The sequence below is a fragment of the Haloferax mediterranei ATCC 33500 genome (genome assembly GCF_000306765.2).
Classification (GTDB): Archaea; Halobacteriota; Halobacteria; order Halobacteriales; family Haloferacaceae; genus Haloferax; species Haloferax mediterranei.
Map to the genome: position 1 here is coordinate 71971 of NC_017944.1, position 24022 is coordinate 95992.

At 59.5% G+C, this 24022-nt stretch carries 17 protein-coding genes; 6 read left to right on the forward strand and 11 right to left on the reverse strand.

The window, feature by feature from the left end:
* Window positions 1–679: 679 nt before the first annotated feature.
* On the reverse strand, window positions 680–1015 hold the full coding sequence (locus HFX_RS19825) for a hypothetical protein (protein WP_137685689.1): 336 nt from the start codon (window positions 1013–1015) through the stop codon (window positions 680–682).
* Window positions 1016–1282: 267 nt separating this feature from the next.
* On the opposite strand from HFX_RS19825, the gene HFX_RS17115 reads away from it, so the two are divergent.
* Both HFX_RS17115 and HFX_RS17120 read left to right on the forward strand, forming a co-directional pair.
* Complete coding sequence (locus tag HFX_RS17115; protein WP_004061052.1) at window positions 1283–1984, forward strand: hypothetical protein; 702 nt, start codon at window positions 1283–1285, stop codon at window positions 1982–1984.
* 539 nt (window positions 1985–2523) lie between these two features.
* Window positions 2524–6747: a hypothetical protein gene (locus HFX_RS17120; protein ID WP_004061051.1), complete on the forward strand. Its 4224-nt coding sequence runs from the start codon at window positions 2524–2526 to the stop codon at window positions 6745–6747.
* Window positions 6748–6802: 55 nt separating this feature from the next.
* Here HFX_RS17120 and HFX_RS17125 read toward each other — a convergent pair whose 3' ends face one another.
* On the reverse strand, window positions 6803–10930 hold the full coding sequence (locus HFX_RS17125; RefSeq protein WP_004061050.1) for a hypothetical protein: 4128 nt from the start codon (window positions 10928–10930) through the stop codon (window positions 6803–6805).
* A 251-nt stretch (window positions 10931–11181) separates the two neighbouring features.
* On the opposite strand from HFX_RS17125, the gene HFX_RS17130 reads away from it, so the two are divergent.
* The gene (locus HFX_RS17130; protein WP_004061049.1) at window positions 11182–11586 is read left to right on the forward strand and encodes a hypothetical protein; all 405 of its coding nucleotides are present in this window, start codon (window positions 11182–11184) and stop codon (window positions 11584–11586) included.
* 170 nt (window positions 11587–11756) lie between these two features.
* Window positions 11757–13049: a hypothetical protein gene (locus HFX_RS17135; protein ID WP_231512981.1), complete on the forward strand. Its 1293-nt coding sequence runs from the start codon at window positions 11757–11759 to the stop codon at window positions 13047–13049.
* Between the two features lie 479 nt (window positions 13050–13528).
* Here HFX_RS17135 and HFX_RS17140 read toward each other — a convergent pair whose 3' ends face one another.
* Entirely contained in the window at window positions 13529–13789 is a 261-nt protein-coding gene (locus HFX_RS17140) for a hypothetical protein (RefSeq protein ID WP_004061047.1), read from the reverse strand.
* Window positions 13790–13931: 142 nt separating this feature from the next.
* Between HFX_RS17140 and HFX_RS17145 the strand changes: the two genes are divergently transcribed.
* Both HFX_RS17145 and HFX_RS17150 read left to right on the forward strand, forming a co-directional pair.
* Complete coding sequence (locus HFX_RS17145) at window positions 13932–15122, forward strand: hypothetical protein (protein ID WP_238547496.1); 1191 nt, start codon at window positions 13932–13934, stop codon at window positions 15120–15122.
* Window positions 15123–15483: 361 nt separating this feature from the next.
* Entirely contained in the window at window positions 15484–15768 is a 285-nt protein-coding gene (locus HFX_RS17150; RefSeq protein WP_004061045.1) for a PadR family transcriptional regulator, read from the forward strand.
* A gap of 420 nt (window positions 15769–16188) precedes the next feature.
* Here the strand turns inward: HFX_RS17150 and HFX_RS17155 are convergent, their stop codons facing one another.
* The 8 genes from HFX_RS17155 to HFX_RS17185 form a co-directional block, all read right to left on the reverse strand.
* Entirely contained in the window at window positions 16189–16560 is a 372-nt protein-coding gene (locus HFX_RS17155) for an Hsp20/alpha crystallin family protein (protein ID WP_004061044.1), read from the reverse strand.
* A gap of 275 nt (window positions 16561–16835) precedes the next feature.
* Window positions 16836–16988: a hypothetical protein gene (locus HFX_RS20180; protein WP_004061043.1), complete on the reverse strand. Its 153-nt coding sequence runs from the start codon at window positions 16986–16988 to the stop codon at window positions 16836–16838.
* A gap of 502 nt (window positions 16989–17490) precedes the next feature.
* Entirely contained in the window at window positions 17491–17745 is a 255-nt protein-coding gene (locus HFX_RS17160) for a hypothetical protein (protein WP_004061042.1), read from the reverse strand.
* 62 nt (window positions 17746–17807) lie between these two features.
* The gene (locus HFX_RS17165; RefSeq protein WP_014732744.1) at window positions 17808–19538 is read right to left on the reverse strand and encodes a S8 family peptidase; all 1731 of its coding nucleotides are present in this window, start codon (window positions 19536–19538) and stop codon (window positions 17808–17810) included.
* Window positions 19539–19871: 333 nt separating this feature from the next.
* Window positions 19872–20903 carry an ABC transporter ATP-binding protein gene (locus HFX_RS17170; RefSeq protein ID WP_004061040.1) on the reverse strand — a complete coding sequence of 344 codons (1032 nt, stop codon included), beginning with the start codon at window positions 20901–20903 and terminating at the stop codon, window positions 19872–19874.
* Between the two features lie 2 nt (window positions 20904–20905).
* Window positions 20906–21736, reverse strand: coding sequence for an ABC transporter permease (locus tag HFX_RS17175; protein WP_014732745.1), 831 nt, complete (start codon window positions 21734–21736; stop codon window positions 20906–20908).
* Window positions 21737–21738: 2 nt separating this feature from the next.
* Window positions 21739–22650, reverse strand: coding sequence for an ABC transporter permease (locus tag HFX_RS17180; RefSeq protein WP_004061038.1), 912 nt, complete (start codon window positions 22648–22650; stop codon window positions 21739–21741).
* Complete coding sequence (locus HFX_RS17185; protein ID WP_004061037.1) at window positions 22651–23778, reverse strand: extracellular solute-binding protein; 1128 nt, start codon at window positions 23776–23778, stop codon at window positions 22651–22653.
* Between the last annotated feature and the right edge of the window lie 244 nt (window positions 23779–24022).

A 24022-nucleotide genomic window follows, 5' to 3' on the forward strand; every position in this document is an offset into this window, starting at 1 on the left:
GTGATGGCTGGATAGGGTTCCTCGAAGTAGTCGTGTCCGAAGACCGTACTCATCGACGATATATCGAAGACAGTCATATAGCCCTTCACCAAATGCCCAGCAACCCCAGTCAGTAATATGTTCCCTAACAATTGACAGTCCACCATCGAAACATACAATAATGAGACAGGCAATGCCAACAGGGCCAGTAAGACTGGTGGCCAAGAAACAGTACCCACAATCAGCGTAGTCTGCGATACAAATAAACAGATCGTGTAGGTCTTCTGCTTTACATCCGGGGGGAGCAGCAGCAGGAGACACAACGTTCGACTTGGAAGGAGTCGATGTCGCTTGCTTAAAATCAGAGGGAGTATGTGTGGTAGAGTCGGTCACTTTCAAGCTAACCTCTGAATGACTCTTCTCAGTTGTTCCCTGCTGTTTCGTAAGTCCTACAGAGCTTTTTTGCTTCACTGCGGTTATAGATTCGATTCTTCGTTCATCCCGGTTTGTATGGAGAAAATGGACCTCATCCAATTCGGGAATCAGTCCAACTTGAGTGTTGTCTTCGTGGAAATCTGGACGGTCAATTGCTGCGAGGAATTCACGCTTTTCTGCGTTAGTTACATTCCGCTGAAGGAGAATCTCATTGTCCATCACAGCCAACCGAGCCTTGGTTCCCTGAGTCCAAGCATCATCTACACTAGGCACCCCATTCATCCAAGTAGAAACTCACGTCGATATTGTCATGTGTATTCGCAAAGAGTTTACCGTAGTTGCTAGGGACTGCGACAGCGGACTCCCCATTTCCATAAATAGTAGCACTTTCACGATTCAACTCTAAGCCAGGAATCGAGTCCAATAGTTGGTTGACTTTTTCGTGGTTTAGAATTTTATTTAATTTAGATTTCTCTTCTTCAGTGGAAGCACTAACTTGTGGCGCAGTTGCGGACAAGGCCCCAATAGCAGCTATATTCTTCAGAATACCTCTTCGTTTTACTCTTTGTGAACTCATATCTTCTTTATATTTTTCTACCATTACCTACTTATCAAAAACACATAATATAAGCCATTTATTCTATCATATTATTTTCTAGATTAGAATTTGATTTGACATAGTTGAAATTCTGGACAACATATACAGGAATACGTTCATTAATTATACAGTTAGCAGTTAGTGTGTGGTTCCTCTTGCATTAATATATTAAATATTGTTATATACAGCAAATTCTAACAATCAAATACAATGAACTAATTGGCCTAACAATAGGTTTATTTTGCCAGAATTAGCATTCATACGGGATTGATGGATTTGCGGGTGGCGAATCATGACGAAGACGAGGCAGTAACAACGTGGACCGCGCAGATAGGTGGACTTCGGAAACTCCCACAGCGAATCGCATTCAACAGTATCGATTTCGGTCGCTTGTTATGGTGGACTGTATTCGCTGTTGTCCCTGCCGTTCTACTGGCCTTTGGTTCGCTTGTCAGTGACAAAGGCACCTATGCGTACCATATGTACTGTGCGTTTCTGATGACGGCGACCTTGCAGAGCTCAGAACGTTTCATCAGTATGACGGCTAAGCTCGATCAAGGGGCTGGAGAACTTGTGAGTACTTACCACATGGGAGAACCCACCCTGTTCCGCAGCGACGAGGATGTGTCTACTTCGTTTGAAGACGTGGAGTCTGCCCGGTTTGTGACACTCGCTGACCAGACCGTAGTTCGGTTGTACTACCGGAATTCGTTCACCAACAAGCCGACGGTATTTCTCGTCCCATCAGACATTGAAGACCAATTCCGTGAGTCACTCCGACAACACGACGTTTCGATTCGAGGGGAATCAGAGGAAGATTCTACCGGTTGGGTGTGGGTGCGGTTCGTCATAACCGTCCTCTTGTTGGGTGTAATTCCGGTCAGCGCCGTATTTATCTGGCCCGTTGGTTCGTGGGTATATGTGCTCGCTTTCATCATAAACTCGATTTTTATATTGAGACAGGGGTGGTGACTCCTACTAACCTATCTCAGTATTCTAGCTCTATCAGCCCCCTGCCTGTGGCAGTTTAAGCAGGTTGTGACTGCAGTTTCATTGAACGCAATCCATTTCACCTAAGCCGTCACAAACCACACCGGTGATTGCATTAGTCAGTATACCCGCTGGTATCTGAATTTGAGACCCACTGTCTCCGGAGAAACCAAGTCAGAATGCAGATGACTCGCCATCAGGTTTGATTCAAGCTCGAAATCGTCGTTGGGAAGGAGGTTGCCGCTGGTGCGGTTACGGGTGCGATTCCTCCGAGTTGTGCCTCCACAGAAAGTCGGTGTTTGGCCTTTGACAAACCATCACCCTATGATGGTTTTCAGAATGGCCCGCTACACGTGATTGAGTCTGCCCCGTACGCCGTCTTCTACTACATAATCGATAACTCGTCGATGGCCGTTCCAACAGCGAACAATTATACTCACAAACAAACCTATTGAAGATATACACTCGGCGGAGTCTGCTAGCCGAACGCAGTCGTCGGCGGGGTCGGTCGTAGGGAATACATGGAAGATACCATTCGAGAAGTCACACCTAGCGAACTGTGCGACGTAGTCGACCCGGGCGAGGTGACACTCGTCCTCGGGGCACCCAGCGTCGGAAAATCACATCACTTGCGTCGGGTCGGCCCATCCGTTGAGCGGCTCGCAGCGACGAGAGACGTCGACGACGACGAACTCGTAATCGTCGACGATTTTGTCACGGCGGCGTTCGACCTGAGCGACGAAGACTGCTCGACCGACGGAGAGCCGTCCGGCATGAACGCCCTGTTCGCTCGTCCCGGTGGTGCAGTCCTCGTAACGCGGCCACGGAGCCTCGACTGGCTGTGCCAAAGTAGTCTCTCCGTGTCCAGTGACATCGTCGAGCGGGTCGATTCCGTGCTCGTGGTTCGAACGCCGCCAGCAGAGAGCAGCGATGCGATAGACGAGATCCGCGAGCACACCAGCCGCCGAAGTCTGCCTGGACTGAGTAACGAGGAGCGCTCGTCCATCGTCGAACGCGTCACCAACCCCAGCTACGACTTCGAGGACGAGCGACTCGGAGAACAGATCGGGACCGTCGAGGAAACCGTCACACCCGCAGCTTTCCTCTCGCTCTCGCAGTACGGGTCCGAAACGGTTCTCGTCGAACCCGATGTCAGGACGGTGGTCGGCGACTGTGATATCACGGTCGAACCACTGGGTGAGGCGACACTCGAACTCATCTCGTCGCTCCATCCACGTGCCGAGGAGGTCGGTTGTGACCCGGCTGCACTGTCGCCAGCGGTCGCCACCGCAATCGCTCTCGTCGCGAGTTCGCTCGCAGACGACGACACGGAGTGGTTCGAGCCGCTCGTTCGACATCGACCGCTGGCGGGGGCCGCCGAAGCGCTCGAAATCGCCTTCGATCTCCCACCGGGGACAATCGATCACCTTCGGGTGTTCGCGTCCGAGTCGATGCGGACGAGAATCGGCCAGCGGCTGGCGGCACAGCCCGAAACCGAGACAGCCATCGCCGAGGTGGGTGCCGCCTTCGAGGAGATCCGGGCCGGCATGCGAGCAGTGAGACCATCGCTGGACGAGATCGCGGTCGGACCCGACGAGTACGGCTCCGCTCCACTTGTCGGTGCCTGGCACTGGGAGGAACCAGAGACGTTACACGCGGCTGCAGCGGAGCGGGAGTTCCCGAACTCGGACGACGGCCTCGAAACGGACGACGGACCGGCCGGGGTCGACGTCGACAAGGTCGTCGACGCACTCGATGGTGGGGTCGTCGTCCTCTCGGGACCGAAAGCGAGCGGAAAACGACGGCTCGCAGCGAACGTCGCCACGGAACTCACGACGTGGGGGACGACAGTCAGACTCACCGACCTCAGCCGACCCGATCACATCAGGGTGGGCATCGACGCCACGCCGGACGCAGTCGTGGTCGCGACCTACGGTGCCGAGCCGGCACGGATCACGAGCGAGGCGGGGATTCGGTCGCTGGTCGAGTGGGTCGCTGACGACACCTGTTCGGGTGCACTGCTCATCTGTGACGACGAGTTCCGCGAGCAGTTCGACGCTGTTGCCGACCGGACTGGCTGTGCCGACGTCGCCGCCTGGCGCGACCGAATCGAGTTCGAACTGGACGACATCGAAGTCGCACCTGAACGGACGTCCCGAGCGGTCGCCGACGACCTCCTGTCCGCGATGGACTGGCCGGAAACCCGACGCCCGTCCCGTCTGACGCTCGACGTGGAGCGAATCACGGACCAGAGTACACTGGCGGCAATCGCTGGCATGCCCGACAAAGACCTCGACGCGGCGTTCGTGGGTCAAGTGCTCGCCGATGCCGTCACTGTCGTCGCGCGGACCGCGCGACCGAGTGCCGCAAAACAGTGGCTGGCACTGTTCGACGACCTCGTCGGGGACGTCGGGCTGAATCGGAGCGACACCGACGGGGCCATCAGGTACCGGGGAGCGGTCTCCGGCACTGCCATGGCAGCAGTGGCGAGCGAAAACCCCACGACTGACGAGTGGGTCGAAGCCATTGCTGACTGTGCGGTCGCCCTCACGAACGAGACTGCGACTCCGCCCGGACGCGACTCCGTCGGCGGCGACCACGAACCGTTCGTGGGTGCATTCGCGAACGCTCTGTCAAGGCTCGCGTGGCCAACAGACGGCACGGGACCGAATCATGGCGCACTCGCGTGTGTCGACCAGGTCCTTCACAGAACGGTCGATGCGGGGGAAATCTCCGAGGAACCGGGACTGACGCTGCTCTGTCGCGTCTACGGCTCGATGACCGAGCGAATCATCGAGACCGTCGACGACACCACGGCGGCCGACGATGCGCTCGCGCCGGTCGCCGCACTCGTCCAACAGGCGGCTGCAACCAACGAGGAGGGGTTCGCAGCGTTCGTCATCGGAAACAGTTTCGCGTCCACAATCGGGGCCGTGGCTGGCGCGGCGTGTCCACTCGGCGACCTCTCGACATGGGTGGACGCGCTCGGGTCCCAGGTCAGGGAGTCGGTCGCGTTCATGCAGCGCCAGGACAATCGAGCGGAGTTGCTCCGGCACGCCTACACTGGCGCACTCGGGTTCTGGGTATTCGAACACGAATGTCCCGACGACCGAATCGAGCCCTGGCTGGTGGCGGTCGGGGAGGACCTCTGCCGAACTGCGACGACCGCGGACCTCGACGACCCTGTGGCGTTCGTCGCCGAGATCTACGGGCAGGCCGTCCGGCACGTCGTCACAGCCCGCAACTTCGACCGTGCGGAACGGTTGTTCGGTGCGTGCGACCGGCTCGTCGACACCGTCGCGGCGTCGGACCTCGCTGCCGAGGAGTGGACGGTGCGTGCTGCTCTCCACGCGGCAGCCCTCGCGGCGTTTGCCAGCGTCGAGCAGAGCGTTGACGGCGTCAACGACGGGCCCTACGGCATCGGCGCGCTTCCGTTCTCTGACTCGCCACGATTCGAGGACTGGATCGAACTGTACGACGGGTCCGTGGCGCGGGGTGCGGCGGCCGAGACGGCCCATCGAGAGCGATTCCTGACGGCGGCCTACCGCGGAGCGCTGTCCACCCGCGTACACGGATTCGACGACGACTCATCGTCCAAGAGTTCACGTCGGCGGGTACGCGACTCGGCGTCCGGAATCTCGCCACGCCGGGAGCGTGTCTGGTTCGAGGCGCTCACCGACCGCATCGAGACGGTGGCAGCCGCGGATGACCTGGTCACAGACCCAGTCGCGTTCCTAGATGGCGTCTTTGGCGATGCAGCAGTGAACTGGGCGGCAGACGGGGAGACAAGCCTCTCCGGGGAATGGATCACCTCGCTCGCCAGGTCCTTCCGTGAGTGCCGCTGGGAGATCGACGGGCCGACGAAGATGGAGTGGTTCGACGCCTTCGCGGAAGTGGATGCGGCGGTCCTCCAAACAGTAATGACACGGACCGATATCGGCAACCGGTCACACGACCGCTTGGTGCAGGCAGTACTCTCCCAGGTCGAAACCGGGGCGACGGCGGCGGATAACCCTCCACATCCCGTGAACTACGTCAGCTCCGTCTTCGGAACCGCACTCGCGCTCGCCGTCGAAGCCGAACCAGCGGAAGTCAGATTCGGCGTTACGGAGGTCCTCACCGCCGCCGAGGAACGGGCCGACTTCGAGTGGGTCGGCATCGAGCGGGCCGGTATCTTCGAACGGATCTATGCCCGGGCACTCGCTGTCGTCGGCCGCACCAACAGCGACCACGCGAACGTGGAGGCGTGGCTGGATGTCGTCACCGAACGAATCGAGGCGACTGCAACGCGAGCGGTGCCCGAGAATCCAGCCGAATTCGTCGCGTCCGTCTATACGCGCGCCTACGTCGATACGGTCGAGGGCGACGCGACGGCGTGGCGGCAGCGCCTCGATGACGAACTCCGTGCGTTCGCCGCGAGTGCGAGCGTCGACGACCCTGCAGCGTTCCTGGAGGAAGTGTACGCCGACATCGTCGTGAAAGGGGTGAAAGGTGGCGAACCGTTCGAGCAGATCGAAGCCTACGTCGCCGCCGTCCGTGCGTCCATCGAAACCGCGGCCGACGCTGGCATCGTTCGGACCGACGACACGCTCGAACGGACGTTCACACGGTCGGCCGACGAACTCTCGACCGCCAACCCACGTGCCAGCGCGGACTACGCCGCTCGACTCGACCACGGGCTTCGGGAAGTCGTGGGCGACGACCTCGCCGCGGCCGCCTTCGAATCCGACGGGACGGCCGACTAGACTGTCTCCACAAACGCCGGGACTTTCGACACGAGAGGAACGGCCGTGGAAACGGTCATTCCTCAACCGCGTTTCGCTGGCGTGTCTCGGACAGCCGTGACTGGATCACCTCGTCAGCCGGGTGCGCCGCGGCCAGTGCCTCAATGCGGCCGAGACACTGCTCAGCCGTCTCGACCCGGTCGTTTTCTCCCAGGTATTTCGAGACGATAGAGAGGGTTTTGGCGTACAGGTGGGGAACGTCACCGTCGGGGTACCTGGCGGCGAGGTCGTCGAGACGGTCGAGCGACCGGAAGAGATCGTCGAACTGGCCGGCCTCCCCTCGATATCTGACGGTGTTGAACAGTCCCTGGGCCAAGCGGAGGGCAGTCTCCTCGCTGGGATACGATTCGTAGAGGGTCACCAGCTGGTCGAGGTGGTCGGAGAGGAGGTCCAGGTGACACGCCGCACCAGCATTCCGTGAGTGGTTCACCAGAGCTCGCGCGGAGACACACTGCAGCTCCTCGTCAGCCGGGAACGCTGCTGCCACCGAGCGGATGCGGTCCATCGTTGCCCGTGCCTCATCGACACGGTCGGCGCTCCACAACGAGTCCATCATGCCGTGGAGCGCCTTCGCGAACCGGCGTCTGATCTCGGGGACGTGGGAATAGTCGGTCACGAGGTCGTCCAGGCGGTCGATGTGGACCCGACACTCCTCGGACCGGTCGGCTCGTCTCGCGGCCGTGGCCGCGGTGAAACGGGTCAGGGCGTAGGTCCGCTGGACCTCGTCACTGGATGGGTAGGTCGCGGCCAGTTCCTCGGCCCGGTCGATCGTGTCGGTCAGGGCGTCGAACCGGTCGGCTTGCCCCTGGTATTTCGCGGTGTTGAACAGAGCCTTAATCAGCCGCTCGTGAACCTCTCGTCTGGTGTCGGGATACTCGGCAGCCAGCGTCTCCAGACGGTCGAGGTGTGAGTGGACCTGGTCAAACCGACCGGCTTTGCCAGCTGGCGCCGTCGCGTTGAAGTGGGCGACGGCCAACTGGATACGGATCTCACTCCGGAGGGGGTACTCGGTGACCACTTCCTCAAGCTGGTCGATACACGCACGGAGCTCCGAGCACCGACCAGCGTTCCCTTCGGACGCCGCCGCGGTGACGAGGCCTCTGGAAATCTGAAAGAGGACGTTCACGTCTGCTGGGTACGCGAGAGCGGCGGCCTCGACCACGTCGAAGTAACTCTCACAATCCACTGGTACGACCGCATCGGGATCGCCGTCGACGTACGCGACGTCCTCCAGCGCCTGGGCGAGTTCGAACAACACGTCATCGTTGTGTGGGTGGTCGTAGGCCAACTCGTGGAGACGGTCGAGGTGGCGCTGTTGGGTCTCGAAGGCACCGACTATCCCGGCGTCCCGCGCGACCCTGCGGTGGGCCGTCGCCAGTTGCGCCGTGATTCCGCCGTCCGTTGGGAACTCGGTCGCCAGTTCCGACAGGCGATCGAGGTAGCGTTCGTGCTCGTCGGGCTCGATACGACCGTCGTGTGCGAGGTGGGACGCAGCAGTGACGCCGGTGACGAGGCCTTCGGCGAGCCGTCGATGGATCTCCTCGTCTGTAGGATACTCACCTGCGAGCCCCTCCAGCCGGTCGAGGTACCGCTGGATGGTGTCGTACTCCAGTCGTCTGTCACTGCCGTCCATATAGACCGGGACGACGAGCGACCGGACCGTGCTCACCAGCCCCTTCGCGAGGGACCGGGCGATCCCCACGTCGGAATGGGCGATGGACACCGTCTCGAATCGGTCGAACCGGGCCGCGAGGTCGTCGACGTACCCATCCCGACGCTGGTAGGGAGCGACGTTTGCGAGGGCACTGGCCAGTTCGGACTGACACGCGTCGCCGGCCGGGTGGTCGAACGCGAGGGTTTCGAGACGGTCGAGGTGTGTCTCGACCCGTTCGAACTGACCGGCTTCGGAGTCGTGGAACGTAGCCAGCGAGAGGGTCTTCGCGAGCATGCGTTGTACATCGTCGGTGTCGGGGTAGTCGGCAGCCAAGGCGTCGAGACGTGCTTGGGCGGACCGTCGGTCCGCGACGTGATCACCGTCGGCCGCTGCAACCGCCGCGTTGTACAGGGCACTGGCCAGTTCGGACTGGATCCGCGTTGCGTCCGGATACCTGGCCGCCAAGGCGTCGAGACGGTCGAGGTGGAAGCGGACGGACGTCTCGCCGAGGTGACTCCCGTCATCCGCGAAGGGGGCTGCACACACGCGATTCGCGAGTGCCCTCGCGAATTGCAGTTGTATCTCGGTGTCCTCGGGGTGGTCGTCGGTGAGCCGGTCCAGCCGGTCGAGACAAGCCCCGATCACCCCGAAATCGACCTGGACGTCCGATTCCTCGTCGAAGACGGGGTCGAGGAGGATCCTGCTGGTGTCGAAGAGTGCATCGGAGAGGTGGAACGGGACGCGGCTATCGGGAGCGTCCGCAGCCAGGGCCTCGAATCGGTCGAACCGGCTCCAGTAGCCCTCGCTGTGACCGGCGTCGTCCGCGTACTGGGCGGCGTTCGCCAGGGCATTGGCGTAGTGGGTCAGGACTTCGTCCTCGTGGCGAGCGTCTGCCGCCAGCGCTTCTAGGCTGTCGAGATGGGCCTTGACCTGGTCGAACCGGGCGGCCCGCCCTTGGTGTACTGTCGCGACGGCGTGGGCCTTCGCCAGGGCGCTACGGAAGTGCGGGTCCGAATGGTCAGTCACCAGGCGCGCGAGCCGGTGGATGTGGGATTCGAGGATGTCGAGTCGTCCGGCCTCGCCCGCGTCGATACCTGCGTTGACGCTGGTCCGGGCGAACACGTGGCGGACCGGGTCGGAGTCGGGCGTCTCGGTCGCCAGCCGCTCCAGACGATCGATCGACGCCTCCGTTGCGTTGAACTGTCCCGCCTCACACTTGGCAGCCGTGGTCCACTGGAGCGTCCGGGCGAACACGAGACGAAGCAGGTCGTCGTCGGGGTGGTCCGCGACGAGGGCGTCCAGGCTGTCGAGCAGTGCCTCCAGGCTGTCGTCGAGTCGAGCGCTGTCCGCGGGTCCCAGGCCGGTGGAGACGATGGTCTCAGCGAGTCGCTGCTGCCAGTCGGTATCTGAGTTGCCGTCGGCACCGAGGAGGACATCGAGCCGTTCGAGACGGGGCCGGAACCCGTCGGGGAGCTTTCGGCCGGTGAGTGCCGCGCCGAGGAAGGCCTGGGACACCCTGAGCTGGACCGGGATTGTGTCGGGGTTGTCCGTCGCGAGCGTTTCGAGACGGTCCAGGGACCGCTCGCATGCAGGCTGGTCGCCCTGGGAGGTGACCACGTGGCAGTGTGCGCTGGTACAGTGGCCCTGGATGGCGTCCGTGTTCGGGTACTTGGCGGCGAGGTCGTCGAGACGGTCGAGGTGGGTCTGACAGTCGTCGACGCGATCTGTCTCCAGGGAATGGAACGTGGCGATGGCAAGGGCGTTCGCGAGTGACACCTGGAGTTGTGAGTGTGGGTACTCGGCGACCAGGAGATCGAGGCGGTTCAATCGATCATCGAGGGCGTCGAGACGTCCGGCCTTGCCCGCGTCGATCATGGCGTTGACCAACGCCTGGGCGAACTCCTGTCGTATCCCCACGTCGTCTGTGTCCTCGACCAGCCAGTCGAGCCGGTCGATATGCGTCCCGAGTTCGTCGAAGCGCTCGGCCGCCCCCGTGTGATATGCGGCGAAAAAGCGTGCCCGTGCGAGGGCAGTCGTGACCTCGTCGTCTGGCACCCTCTCTGCCAGCGATTCGAGGCGGCCCAGGTGAGCCGCCTGCGCGTCGAACCGTCCCGCCACACCCTCGTCCCACGTTGCCTCGGTGAGAATCCTAGCCAGCAGCGTTCGGAGATGCACGGACGACGGGTGTCTCCCGACGAGAGTCGCGAGGCGGTCGATGGGGACGGCGAGACGCTCGAACCGACCAGCCTCGACAGCGTCCACCATCGCAGTATATGCGACGGCGACGAGGTGAGACTGTCCCTCGTCGGGTGAGCGTTCGGCGACGAGTCCATCGAGTTGCTCGGCCTGCCTCCGACGGTCGTCGCCCTCACCACCCCCTCCGTCGCCGAGTTCCTCGGCTGGGTTCAGCGCGTCGAGTAGTGTCTCGACCACGATGGAATCGGTCTCATCAGTGGTCACGTCGTCTCCGCCGGAGGGCTCGTCGTTCATACCCTGAAGAAGTTTCTTCCACTCAAAAAGTATCCGAAGGCTGACCCGTGGTCGGCGTATCCGGTCCCCGAGTCGGACCAGCAACAGTACCTGGATCGCCTGGAAACACTGGCTGACGCCTATCCCGATAGCGAAGCTTTCGATACAGGTGTCCCAAATCGTCGTCAGGCGGTGCGTCTCGCGGCGAAAGGACGAGTCGAATGAGTAGTGTTAAATGACTAAGGATAAATATTATAGCCGAGTGAAAATTAATGGATCTAGGAGATAAGCGAAAAGTAAAGGAGTTCAAGGAGGAGGAAATGCCGTCCCTAAAGGAATCGGTGGACGACGCAGCCGGTTTCGAGGTCGGTCTCGATATCGAGTGGGAATCACTCATCGACGAGAGAGTCAACGAAGATCTCTGGTTCGAGGGATGGATGAAAGTGTACTTCCAGCCGACAATCGATGCCTTCGAGGCGATCTGTAGCGACGAACTGGGGCGGGAAGCCCTCCAGGCGGACCTCGAATCGGTCGTGTTCAAGAACGAAGCAGGGATGACCGGTGACATCAGCTACGAAGATGGAGTCCTCACGGTGGACAAAGAACCGTGCACCAACATGGACAAAGTCGACAAACGGACGGAGTCCATCGTCTCGTTGCTCGAAAGCAACCTCTGAGAAGCCCCGTATTCTCCCACCGAGACGGATCGCGAGACGGTGCCCGATTTCGCGGTGTCACGGCACGCTTTCGGTCCCGAACGATACATTCGGGCAGGGGTTTTTTCCGAAACGCACCGTCCCGGATTCGCATCCTCACGGTGATAGTTCGTTTGCATGTCGAACATTTGTTGCAAGAAAATAGGCAGATTGAAAGTACAGTTGATATTATTGAGCGTATGAAATATAGGCGGAGTTTCATTGCGACACTCTCACTTTCAGCTTTCGCCGGGTGCCTGAGTTCGAACGACGATAACGGGGGAACTCCGACTGATACTGGCGGGACCCCAACCGATGTCACGGAGACGGCAACCGACGCTGACGACGGAACCGAAACCGAAACTGAAGATGGGGACGACGAAGCGGAACCGGAGATCCTTTCGGAGGATATTACGACGGATCGGACGCTTTCGGGAGAGACCGTATATCGGGTAACAGACACCCTCAGGGTTGAGGCGGCGTTGACGATCGAACCAGGAGCAACCCTCATCTTCGAGGAGGATACTGGCTTGGAGATTTACGGGCATGAGGACGGTTCGATTATCGCTGACGGGACCGCATCGGAAGAAATCGTATTCACCGCCAGCCAGGAGACGCCAGGGTGGTGGAACGGAATCTTCGTGTGGTCGGAGGCACGAAACAACCGCTTGAATCACGTCGTCGTCGAGTACGGCGGGCGTAACAACGAGGCGAATATCCATCTAGACAGCAGTACATACCTTCCGCTCACGAATTCGACGGTAACGAACAGTGACGGGTACGGCCTCTATATCGACGAGAATGTAACGATGCCCGACGTTGACTCGAACGAGTATACCGAAAACGAACGTGGGGCAGTCCGTGTGACTGCGAATAACCTCCACTATCTAGATTCAGAATCCTCGTACACAGGCAACACGGCGGATGTGGTCGTCGTTGAGGCCGAAACAGTGTCAGTTGAGGATGATAACGTCGATAGCGGTGCCGTGACATGGCACAATCTCGGCGTGCCCTATCGAGTGAACGGCCAGATCAGAGTGGAAGATATCGAAGTGACTGTCGATCCGGGCGCCGTCTTCAGGTTCGAGGAGGGAACATCCATTCAGATGGCACCTGACAGTGCACTCATCGCCGAAGGAACTCCTGAAGAGGAGATTGTGTTCACAGCTACCGACGATGTCCCCGGCTGGTGGGACGGTATTGTCATGTCGTTCTCTGAGAGCCGCAAAAACATCCTGAAACACGCCATCGTCGAGTACGGTGGCCGTGATACCAGTGGAAACGTTCACGTGGAAAGTGGTCGTATCAAGGTCGTTGATTCCACGCTCCGCCACAGCGAAGCGTTGGGTCTCTGGTCATCTGACGATGGAACGGTAAACGACGACGTCTGTGCCGTCAACGAATATCAAGACAACGCGGAGGGCGACTGTACCATCGAAACCTGATTCGGTCCGTACGCCAGTTTCTGCTATCGCTGCGTCTTCGGGCTTTTCTGGCGTACACTCGTCTCTGAGCGATTGGACGTAGGCAAAGCGTTCACAGTCGAACGAGGGATGGACGACCGAAAGACAGAGATTGACCAAACACCTGTCGGTGTAGCGCATGATCTACCCAGTCCGTAGGTCACGATCCGCATCGATGTACCACTGGAGTTCCGTCTCGGAGAGCGTGACGGCATCGGAATGGGAACGCTTGATCGTCTGTAACGCCTTGGCAATATTTCACTGACCTTCCTGTATCGTAGAATCCATGTGCTCCCAACCACCGACCCTGTCGACGAATCTGGGCGAAAGGCGGGTGTTCCGTTGCATCTCGGCGACCCACATCGAGAAGTTTCAAGTCGTGTAGGGAGGAACTTCATCCGGACACTGAACAGACACGCCTCGATCGAAACCGAAGAGCACTGTCGAAACGACTTGCGGCACTACGACCCACTCTCGGCGTCCTTTGCAGGCCAGACGGTGGGAGTTATCTGTCTGTCCTCGGTGGCCGATAGGTCGGCGCCGAAGGTCTCGACCAGGTCCTCGGCCGACGAGTCGCCGGCTTCGATTGCGGTGACCTCTACGGGCGTCAATCGCACGGAGACATCGCGCTCCACGGGGCCGCCGAGTAAGAACGTGAGAATCCACTCCCCGTCGCGGGCTAGCAAGACGTAGGAGTACCGTTTCCGGTCGAGGACTCGCATTGGTCGGTCAAGGGACGATACGGAGTAAACAGTTCCGACAGAAGCGAAGTCTTTTGCGCTCGCTATTCTCCCGTTGTGATATGTCTTTCCGCCAATTCGACGGGACAGCACGCGGCGGTGCGCGATGAGGGACGGGGCGACGGTGCAGTGGTGGACCCGCCTCGGCTCCGAGCGTGAACGATTCGTAACGGATGCGGTGCTGGCCGGTGACGATGGGCTGTACACAGTCGGCTGGTACGACGTGGGAGACCGCACTGGCGATGGATTCGGTGGCTTCCTGCAGCGACTCAGTCCAAGTGGAACCGTCGACTGGGAGTACCGCTGGGACCGGAAGCGACGGCCGAAGGCCGTCACGGTGAGCCCGGGTGGGCCAGTCGTCGCTGGCAAGAGTCTGTCAGCCGACACGGACCAGTCCGAGGAGGTGCCGCCAGCCTGGCTGGCGTCGGTGACGGCTGGTGGCGTCCGTCGCTGGGAACAAGAATACCCGTCTGGCTCCGGAGACACCTTCGAGACGGTGGTTACGACCCCGGACGGCGTCGTCGCCGGCGGCCAGACCGGCAGCTACTCCCGACGGTCACCGGGTTCCTGGGAGCGGGTCTACGGAACCAGAGATTGGCTCCTCGCCGCTGACGCCGACGATGGCACCGAACACTGGCGCGAACGGTACGCCGGCAACGACTGCAAGTCGCTCGTCGCCGACGAAACGGGCGCACTCAGATACGTCAGCGGCTCATCTGTTGCCTGGGTTTCGCCCGACGGAACCAAAGAACACAGCGAGTACTACTACGCCGAGACCGGGAGTTCCGACACGCTCGACAGCATCGCGTCCCACGAGCAAGGCTTAGACACCACCGGGTCCATGGACAGTGACCAGAACCGTGCTGGCGCGAGCGTCATCGCCGGGAAGGCGTGGGAACGGTCGGATGCGAACGACGCCAGACTACTCGTCATCGATACTGATGGCGAGATACTGCTCGACCGGGCCATTGGGTTCGCAGCGACCAGCAATTTCGGGCGAGATGCAATTGCACTCGACGACGGATACCTGCTTTCGGGAACTGCACTCTGCGGTGACGGCTCTCTCCCGTGGCTCGCCTGGTTCGATACCGACGGAACACTCACGGACTATCGGTTCGTCGTCCGCGCTCCTGATTCGGCACCCAAACTCGTCTCTGCCGGTACCGATGGTCCCGCAGGATACCCCATCGCAAGTCACCACGCCGACGTTGATCACCTCGTTCCGACACGGAACGGGCTGTTCGTCGTGTATAACGAACGCGACCGCTCGCAGAATCCAGAACACAGACAGAGCTGGATTGGTTCCCTCACCTAGCGGCCGATATGGGTCGTTCGGAGTCGACTGTTGTCCAACACCAGTGTGATTATATCTCGATACTCCGTCTCGAAAGGAAATGGCCGACGAGTCCCCCCCCGAGTCCACACCAGCGTATCGATTCATATTTACAATACTATATTAATCACATTCTGATACTTCTTTTGCGATGGTAAAGTGAAAACTGACTGCAATCATCAGCATACTCGCTGTCATCTGGACGGGGACGATTGATCTAGCTGTACACTATCGCGACAACGACACTTGTGGAAAAAAACATGACCACGAACCTGTAATTCGTGAGAATTCAACACAGCCCAACAGACGTATCTGTGTTCCCAACTAGCTACAAAACGGACACATGTTCGATCTAACCGGGTTTCAGCGTGATCTGCTGTACGTTATGGCGGGGTTAGATGAGCCGCACGGCCTTGCCATCAAAGAAGAACTGGAGGACTACTACGAAACCGAGATTCACCACGGTCGGCTCTATCCGAATCTCGACACCCTCGTCGAGAAGGGTCTCGTCGACAAAGGCGAGAAAGACCGTCGAACCAACAGCTACCGACTGACAGCACGGGGGCGTCGCGAGATCGAAGCCCGAAATGAATGGGAGCAGCAGTACCTCGATGCAATGGACGAATAACCCCCTCTCCAACCGAATTTCTCTCTCTTCGCAGACACTACAAGCCACCCGAGCGCGTTCGTTGGGATAGCGGGTGACCAGCACCGGACGGTGAAGATGGGTGACTCAGCAGTGGTCAGTACAGTCCTCGCGGACGATTGTCGTTGCATCCGCCTCATGGTCGTAGCGAAACTCGTTTATCGAGCAGTTTGCCTGTGACTGCTCCATGAGTGCTTCGCGATGTTGAGCCCCTTCACGTGCCGAGAAGCAAGCGGATGGAACCACCGTGAGCAACAATAAGGTCAGCTCCGTCGGGTCACAATTAGTCGGCAATTCCGTCGTTTCCTTCGTCCGGTGAGGATTTCTACTCACTCCTCGAATATCACTCTGAAAAACTTGGCTGTCAACCGATACTACCGAGCTGAGACGGTGCAGCCGGTGTTAGCTTTGGATTTCGATCTCCGTTCCACGGGTTGTCCCACCAGTCATCACCGGCAGTCGGACTTCGAGAATACCGTTATTATACTGCGCCGTGATTTCATCGTCGTCCACGTTCTTCGGGAACCGGAAGCGACGATGGTAGGTCTTCCGCTGGCCGCGTTTCTCGTCTTCGTGCTCGGCAGCGATGTTGAGCACGCCTTCGTCCCACGAAACCGTCATCTCCTCGGAATCGAAGCCCGGCATTTCGACGCTCAGGACGAACTCATCGTCTGCTTCGTACAGTTCGTAGTCGTTGCGTCCGGTTTCGAATAATCGACTCGGGAAGTCTGTGCCTTGGAACCAGGAACTTGCGGGACCAGTTGGAAGAGCCATTGCTGATCACCTCGATTCCATCAAAATATTGTCCGCGGTTCGTAAAAACTATTTCTTAATTTTCAATATAATTTTGATGTAAATCGTGATGCCGTCCTGCGGTCCTCATTTTGATTGTGTGACCAAAACGGGTGGAGAAAGAAACACCGGATTTCGGTTCTTCCGGCGACGGGCGTGGCGTACTCACCGGTGTTTGGATCGTCTCCAAAGCCCACTACGCTTGCCGTGTCTCCAATTCCTCTTCGACGCGGTGAGCTTTGCTCAGCTGTCGACAGCTACGCTTTCTGTTTTTCCAACCATTCGATGAGCGTGTTCCGGTCGTCTCCGGCTCGCTCGGCTTCGATGAGTTTCATTATGTCCAAGTGCTCTCCTTTGACTCGGTCTTTGACTTCCTCTACAGTTCCCGAAACCATGGTCTCGTAGTCCATCTGCGTTTCCTCGACAGTTGCCGAGCTCCCGCTGGGTGGTACCGAGGGGGGGCCAGCGTCAGTCTTCTCGGACTTTGCCTGGGATACTTTTTTCGGAGACCCACTGGTGGACGGCATCCCACCGTTTATTACCGGGCTTCGCCCTGGCTCTGGTTTTGGTCCCGGCGCTGCGCCGGCGTCGGTCGCCCGACCTGTAGGAGAGACGTCCATTCCGTTCTTGGACGGAGGTGTTGGCAGCGATTGGGGAGCAGCACCACCGTTAGTGCCCTGTTCCGGTCTCTCCCGCGTTCGCCTCGGTTGCGGACCAGAAGTCGCTGTCTCTTCTGCTAGTGCAGGACTGGAACTGGGCGCTTCACCCGCGTCGGTGGCTTCTTGGTGCGTCTTCTCCCTCCCTCTGGTTCCTTCGTGTATCTTCTCCGCCCCCTTTCGAACCTCGGCCTTAGTCGTCTCAGTGTCGGCTTCTTCGTCAATCTCGATTATAATACGCATTGTCTGCTCACCTCTAGTTCAGTACTGCGTATCTGGCCTCAACCTGGACGCTGTCGCTAGTGGTGTTTTGAATCGATACCCAGTACGTGATGTTGTCGCTCGATGCGCGTTCTACTTCCACGTCCCAGTCGATCTGTGGTCCACCCTTCTCGGGTGACGTCGGAACGACGTACCACGTGACGTGCCAGTCTTCGGGCCACCCCCAAGTGAACCAGCGACGACTGCTGTTTGCCGGGACGGTACCGCGGAATTGAACTCCTGTTCTCATACTCGTGTCTCCGTGTATGTTCGGTCGTGTCGACTGTGTGCGTTCGTGAATTCGTTCATCCGTTACGTTTCTCCAAGGACAGCGTAGCGGGCCTCAACGTCCACCGACGAAGACGTCTTGTTCGTGATGCTGATCCAGTACGTGATGTTCTCGTGTGTGGCCCGTTCGACCTCCACGTTCCATCCAATCTGGGGTCCACCGGGGTCGGGCGACGTCGGGACGACGGTCCACAAGACGTGCCACTGTGCTGGCCATCCCCAGGTGAACCAGCGTCGCGTGCTGTTCGCAGGGACGGTCCCACGGAACTGGACGCCGGTCCAGTTACTGGTCTGCAACGCATGGGGGACCAGTTCCCGGAGGTCCGGTCGGTTCCCGATTCGCTGTGAACTGGGGCGTCCGGGAGCGTCCTGCTGAGGCGACCCGGTCGAACGAAGCAGCTCCCGCGCTCGCAGCGGGCTGAGTTGGGCTTGTCTGTCCCGGCGCAGAATCCCTTGCACGCAGGCCAGAGCACCGACGACGATTGGGGAGGCACTCGACGTTCCGCTAAAGCCGTCGGTGTACCATTCGTTCCTGTCCGATCCGCCTTGGAGGTCGCCGTATCCAGTGCTGGTCACCTCTCGGCCCCAACCCTGCGCATCGATAATTCTCCCGTAGTTAGAGAAGCCGAGACGCGACCGGTCGGGGCCCCAGTCGTTCCCGTGAGTGCCCGGCGGCGGGGCACCAGCGCCGACGACAATGGCACCCGAGTCTCGGTCCCCCCGCTGGAACGGATTGCTCCAGTCGGAGGGGAACCACGATGGTCTGTTGTCGTAAATCGAATCATCGAGGTTTTCATCGCCGTTCCCCGCAGCCTCAACGACGATGACTCCCTTCGCGACGGCATACCGAATGGCCGCCCAATCGTCGGGCCACCATTCGATGGCGATATATCCGTCTTGGTCACTTCGCTGCTGGAAATTGTTCCGGGGGCCCGGTCGATGGATCTCTAGCAGCATGATATCGCCACGGTTCAACCGATTCGCTGCCAGACGAATCGCCCGTGCCGTAGCCATGGAGAAGGCGACAGCACTGATGTTGGCCTCCGACGCGATACCGGTGACTCCGAAGTCGTTTTGATCACCGCCAATCTCGCCGATGACAGCGGTCCCGTGGTTATCGTACGCCGAGTTAGTGCCGCCGACTACGCCTCCTTGGTTGTTCTGGTGGTCCTCGTGGCTGAAGTTCCAGCCCCACTCCAAGTCGATCACGTCGACTCCTTGGCCTCTGCCGCCAGCGAATTGCCACGCGTAGCGGGCATCGATACCGTCGGGAGCCGCATCGAGATACCCCTGCCGGGACACGAAATCCGGTGTGTGCGCGGGCGGCGACTCCGTGACCGGAGTCATGTCGTTGAGCGCTTCGAATTCAGCCTCCCCGACCGCTTCCGCTGGTTCGGCTGGCGGTTTCACGTAGGCGGCTTCGACCGTCTCAAGTTCGTTCAACCGTTTGGCGACCTCTTCCATCCGGTCTTCGTCCGTGTGAACGTTGTAATACACCGACAAGTCCGGTACGTCGAGGTCCGACTCGGAAGCCACGGACTCGACGTCGGCCTGTAACCGCTCTTCAGTCGTTCCGAAGAGTGGTTCGATAGTTGCACCCTCGTCGTCGAGGACGTCCGACAACGGACTGATATCGACATCTGCGGCCGAGGTCAGCCCTTCAGGTCGCGCCCGCAACTTTACGTCGGGCTTGGCGACCATGACGAGTTCTCGTTTACCTCGTATCTCTTCTGGTTCTCTTGGGTTCGGTTTCATATTGGTTTTACTTCCTCCTTTTCTCGCGGTGTGCCCGTGCCATCTTCTCGATTGGTTCCCTACCTCTCTACGCGAGGTACACCACGTGTAACTTCACCATGTTTGACATTAACAGTTGTCAATCGGGTGGAAGTAATGTCACAGTCACAACTCTTGGGAGAGGACCCAACATGCTGGCCGGGTCTGGGTTACATCTATCTACCTCAATTGTGCTGATGAAGACCCTCCCATTCAGACGATCAAGAATCACGAGGCGGAAGCCTACGGCGTCAGTCGTGAGTAACTGGCCGATGGATGGGTCGGCGACAAACTCTTTTTCGGGTGGCTCTATCGCTAGTAGCGCTCGACCACGTGGAGACGTTCCGTGTCGAACGAGAGGCCGGTCTCGTCGCCGGGGACGACGTGTTCCGCCCGTGGGTCGAAACGAACCGTCACCGACGTTCCATCCGGGAGCGTGGCGATACTCTCGGCTCGCTCGCCGAGGTACGTCACGTCCTCGATTTCGGCCGTCACGATTCCGTCGTCACAGAGTGTAATGTCGTCCGGTCGAGCGACGACCGTCACCGTATCGTGTGCAGTCGTCTCCAACGGTGAATCGACCGTCGCGTAGCCGAGGTCCAAACCATCGGTCGTTGGCCGTGCAGAGAGCAGATTCGACGCGCCGACGAACTCTGCGACGAACCGGTTCGCCGGTCGCTCGTAGAGGGCTTCCGGTGACCCGACTTGTTCGAGGTGGCCATCGTTCAATACCGCGATTCGGTCGGTCATCTCCATCGCTTCGTCTTGGTCGTGCGTCACGTACAGCGCGGTGACACCCAACTCACTGAGCAGGTCGGCCAACTCCCGTCTGAGTTCGCGTTTGAGCTTCGCGTCGAGACCGGTCATCGGCTCGTCCAACAGGAGAATCTTCGGTTCGATGGCGAGCGCACGAGCGATGCCGACACGCTGTTGTTGGCCACCCGAGAGTGTTCGCGGGTTCCGCATCGCCAAATCGTCGATGTCGAGCATCGCCAAAAGTTCACGGGCACGGGTCCGACGCTCTTCACGGTCGACACCGTGCATCTTGGGGCCGAAAGTGACGTTTTCGAGGACGCTCATGTTGTCGAAGAGCGCGTAGGATTGGAAGACGAGCCCGACGTTTCGGGTCTCCGGGGAACGGTGAGTAACGTCTTCGCCGTCGAACCGGACCGACCCGCTTGTCGGCGTCTCGAATCCGGCAATCATCCGGAGCGTCGTCGTCTTGCCACACCCCGAGGGGCCGACGACACCGAGTGTTTCACCGTCGGCAATCTCTAGGTCGAGACCGTCGACCGCGACCGATTCGTCGAACCGTTTGGTGACTCCGTCGAGTGTGATTCGTGCCATGGTCAGATTCGGTTGAGTGGGCGATGACCACCGAGTATTTGCAACAACACGGTAACGCCGGCGACCAGCAGGAAGAACACGGAGAGGGCCGCTGCCGTCGTGAGGAACGAACTGTTCGAGATGTGGCCCTTCAAGAACAGTGCGAGCGGTGGTGTTCCCCGGGAGAAGACGATGTACGAGAAGTTGAATTCGGCCGCCGCGAGCGTCCAACAGACTATCGAGCCGGAGATAATACCCGTCTTGGCGTTCGGGATGATGACGGTCAAGAACGTGCGAGTCCACGAAGCGCCGAGTGACCGGGCGCTCTCTTCGAGTTGCCGCAACGGCATCGACTCGAAGCTACCGAGTACCGCCATCACCATGTACGGTGCTTTCAGAAGCGAGTAGCCGACGATGAGTCCGAAGTTCGTCGCGGACAGTTCGGGGTACGCTCGGAGGAAGGCAACACCGAGGATAATCCCGGGTGCGAGCGGCAGGACCGCGAAGGTACTCGTCCAGTTACGGCCCCAGAATTCGTAGCGGGCGACCGCATAAGCAATTGGAATCCCGACGACGAGGTTGATGAGAACACCACCGAGCGCCAACAGGAGCGAGAAACCCAGAGAAGCGCCGATGGACGTGTCGGCCGCGTCTTGGACGCCGCCGCCGATTCCGAGTACGTACTTCCAGTGGCTGAGTGTGACGAACCCCGTCGGGAGAACACCGGTCCACTCGCGGGCGAACGAACTGACGAAGGTGAGGACGATTGGGAGCACGAGTAGGATGATAGTCCCTACGAGGACCCCGGTAACGAGGATTCGTCCGGGGTGGGCCGTCGGTGACCGTGGACGCATCGTCATATCGACACCTCCGCGTCGGTGAGTCGAAGCCCGAGGAACGTCGCCGCAAAGACGAAGACGAACCAGACGGTCGCCATCGCCGACGCCATCTGGATATCGAAGCCGTTTGCGAGTTCGCGATTGATTTGGAGCGTCCAAACTGGTGGCGAGATTGCCTTCAGAATCAGCACCGTTCCGAAGATGGCGAGTGCGGTGCGGAACGTAAGGATACCGGCACCGACGACACCCGAACGAATCTGTGGGAACGTAACGTATCGAAACGTCTGCCACGGGGTCGCACCCAGTGACCGAGCGGCCGCTTCGGCGTCCGTGTTGATCTCCGCGTACGTCCCTCGAAGTAACAGGAGCGAGCGGGGAACCATCGAATAGAGGTACGCGACGTACAGTCCGAACACACTCGTCGCGACGGCGAGCGACGTCGGGGCTCTCCCCGAAAACACCGCAAAGAGGTTCGTGAGGACACCGCTGTTTCCGAGGAGGACGATGATCATGAACGCGGCGACGATGCCGGGCAAACTGTTCGGAAACGAGATGACGGTGACGAGTGCACCCTTCGCCGGAAGGTCGTACTTTTCGAGGGCGTGTGCGACTGGTACCGCCACGGCCAGACTGCCGAGCGTCGTGGCAACCGCGAACCAGATCGTATTGACCGCGACACTCCGGTAGTAGGGGTCGGTGACGAGTGTCTCGTAGGCGTCGAGGGTGAATCCACCGGTCACGAACTGTGACTCAGAGACGCTAATCTTCGCCATCTCCCACAGCGGGACGACCCCGGCCGTAATTGCGAGGACAGCGAAGGGAAGACAGAGAAGGAGGATACGAACCCGTTCGCGTCGCCACTCCGTCCACTGGATGCCGGTCTTCTGAGTGGCTATCCGCTCGAAACCGTGTTCCCCGTCTGTTGTCATCTACAGGTTGGCCTCGCGGTTGATTTGCTGGATGATGCGCTCTTGCTTCTCGACGAGCGACCCGTAGTCGACCTGGAATTCGGTTTCGTCGTAGGTACTCTGGTCAGGGAACTCGTCGGGCATCTCCAGTTCGGGAGCGCGGATCGGACGCACGTACGCGTCGAGGAACTTTCGCTGGCCTTCGAGCGAGAGAACGTAGTCCATGAACAGTTTACACGCACCCGGGTTCGGCGCGTCCTTCAACATCCCGTAGCCGTACGGCTGGTTGAACGCGCCTTTATTTCCGTTCTTCCCCTTGAGCAGCGCAACGCCGACGTTCTCCTCGGCGATTTCGTCGTTGTTGTACTTGAGGTTGAGCCCCGAGTAGTCGTACCGGATGAACGTCGCGTACTCGCCTTTCGTGAACTGTGCGAGGAAGTTGTCGGTGAACTCGGCACCGCCGTCTTTGATCTGCTTGTAGTAGTCGATGACCGGTTGTAAGTCGTCGAGCGACCCGCCACGAGCGTTGTTGACCGAGAGCGCAGCGGCCAACCCAACGGCGGCGGTCGGCGTCTGGAGCGCAAGGTCCTTCGTAATCTCCGGTTGGAGGAGGTCATCCCAGGTCTCCGGGGCGTCGAGGCCGCGCTCCTCGTAGAGGTCCTTTCGGTACGTGACCGCCGTCGTCATGCGGCGCGTCGCCGTCATGTGGCCGTTGTCCGTCTTCAACTTCTTGGGGACCGCGTCCCAGTTTGCGGGCTTGTACGCCTGGGTCAACCCGTCGTTCATCGCCAGGATGCCGTAGGTGTACCCGCCGTTGTACGCCGAGTGTGTCGGGTTCTGTGCGTGGGATCTGAGGTCTTTGAGTGCCTCTCCCGAGGACCGGTCGTCATCGTTCAGTGGCACACCGTACTGCTCTTCGAACGCTTGCATGATGGCAGGCCAGTTCGACCACCCCGACTGGACGGCATAGACGTAGAGCTTCTTCGGGAAATCAGCGGCCTTCACCGTCGTCTGATAGTCACCATAACCTACACCGAACGTCTCTCCACTCGACTCACCGCTTCCCAGAGTTCCGGCACATCCGGCGACCCCAGCTGAAACCGCAGCACCTGTTGTCGCGAGAACTTGTCGCCGACTAATGTTTTCCATACAGGTGGAACGGAGGAACAACTGTTTATGGTATTTTATATTACCTATAAAGATAGATACAACATTATTTATAATCCATATCTGGTTATGTTCCCATAGTGAGAGAATATAGAGGTGCGTGACTCACTGCTCGTGGTGTCTGACAGGGTAATCACCAGACCGTAGTGATCGCTGACACCCGTGGTCCTTTCGAACGAACCGATTCGAAGAGGGGCCGTTAGTGAACCGCCTCGGGGTCAAGTGG

Coding starts and splice junctions, on each gene's coding strand:
- HFX_RS17180 (WP_004061038.1), bottom strand. CDS start 22,650: ATGACAACAGACGGGGAACACGGTTTCGAGCGGATAGCCACTCAGAAG.
- HFX_RS17155 (WP_004061044.1), bottom strand. CDS start 16,560: ATGGCTCTTCCAACTGGTCCCGCAAGTTCCTGGTTCCAAGGCACAGAC.
- HFX_RS17130 (WP_004061049.1), top strand. CDS start 11,182: ATGGATCTAGGAGATAAGCGAAAAGTAAAGGAGTTCAAGGAGGAGGAA.
- HFX_RS19825 (WP_137685689.1), bottom strand. CDS start 1,015: ATGGTAGAAAAATATAAAGAAGATATGAGTTCACAAAGAGTAAAACGA.
- HFX_RS20180 (WP_004061043.1), bottom strand. CDS start 16,988: ATGGACTACGAGACCATGGTTTCGGGAACTGTAGAGGAAGTCAAAGAC.
- HFX_RS17185 (WP_004061037.1), bottom strand. CDS start 23,778: ATGGAAAACATTAGTCGGCGACAAGTTCTCGCGACAACAGGTGCTGCG.
- HFX_RS17140 (WP_004061047.1), bottom strand. CDS start 13,789: ATGCGAGTCCTCGACCGGAAACGGTACTCCTACGTCTTGCTAGCCCGC.
- HFX_RS17115 (WP_004061052.1), top strand. CDS start 1,283: ATGGATTTGCGGGTGGCGAATCATGACGAAGACGAGGCAGTAACAACG.
- HFX_RS17120 (WP_004061051.1), top strand. CDS start 2,524: ATGGAAGATACCATTCGAGAAGTCACACCTAGCGAACTGTGCGACGTA.
- HFX_RS17165 (WP_014732744.1), bottom strand. CDS start 19,538: ATGAAACCGAACCCAAGAGAACCAGAAGAGATACGAGGTAAACGAGAA.
- HFX_RS17170 (WP_004061040.1), bottom strand. CDS start 20,903: ATGGCACGAATCACACTCGACGGAGTCACCAAACGGTTCGACGAATCG.
- HFX_RS17160 (WP_004061042.1), bottom strand. CDS start 17,745: ATGAGAACAGGAGTTCAATTCCGCGGTACCGTCCCGGCAAACAGCAGT.
- HFX_RS17125 (WP_004061050.1), bottom strand. CDS start 10,930: ATGAACGACGAGCCCTCCGGCGGAGACGACGTGACCACTGATGAGACC.
- HFX_RS17175 (WP_014732745.1), bottom strand. CDS start 21,736: ATGCGTCCACGGTCACCGACGGCCCACCCCGGACGAATCCTCGTTACC.
- HFX_RS17150 (WP_004061045.1), top strand. CDS start 15,484: ATGTTCGATCTAACCGGGTTTCAGCGTGATCTGCTGTACGTTATGGCG.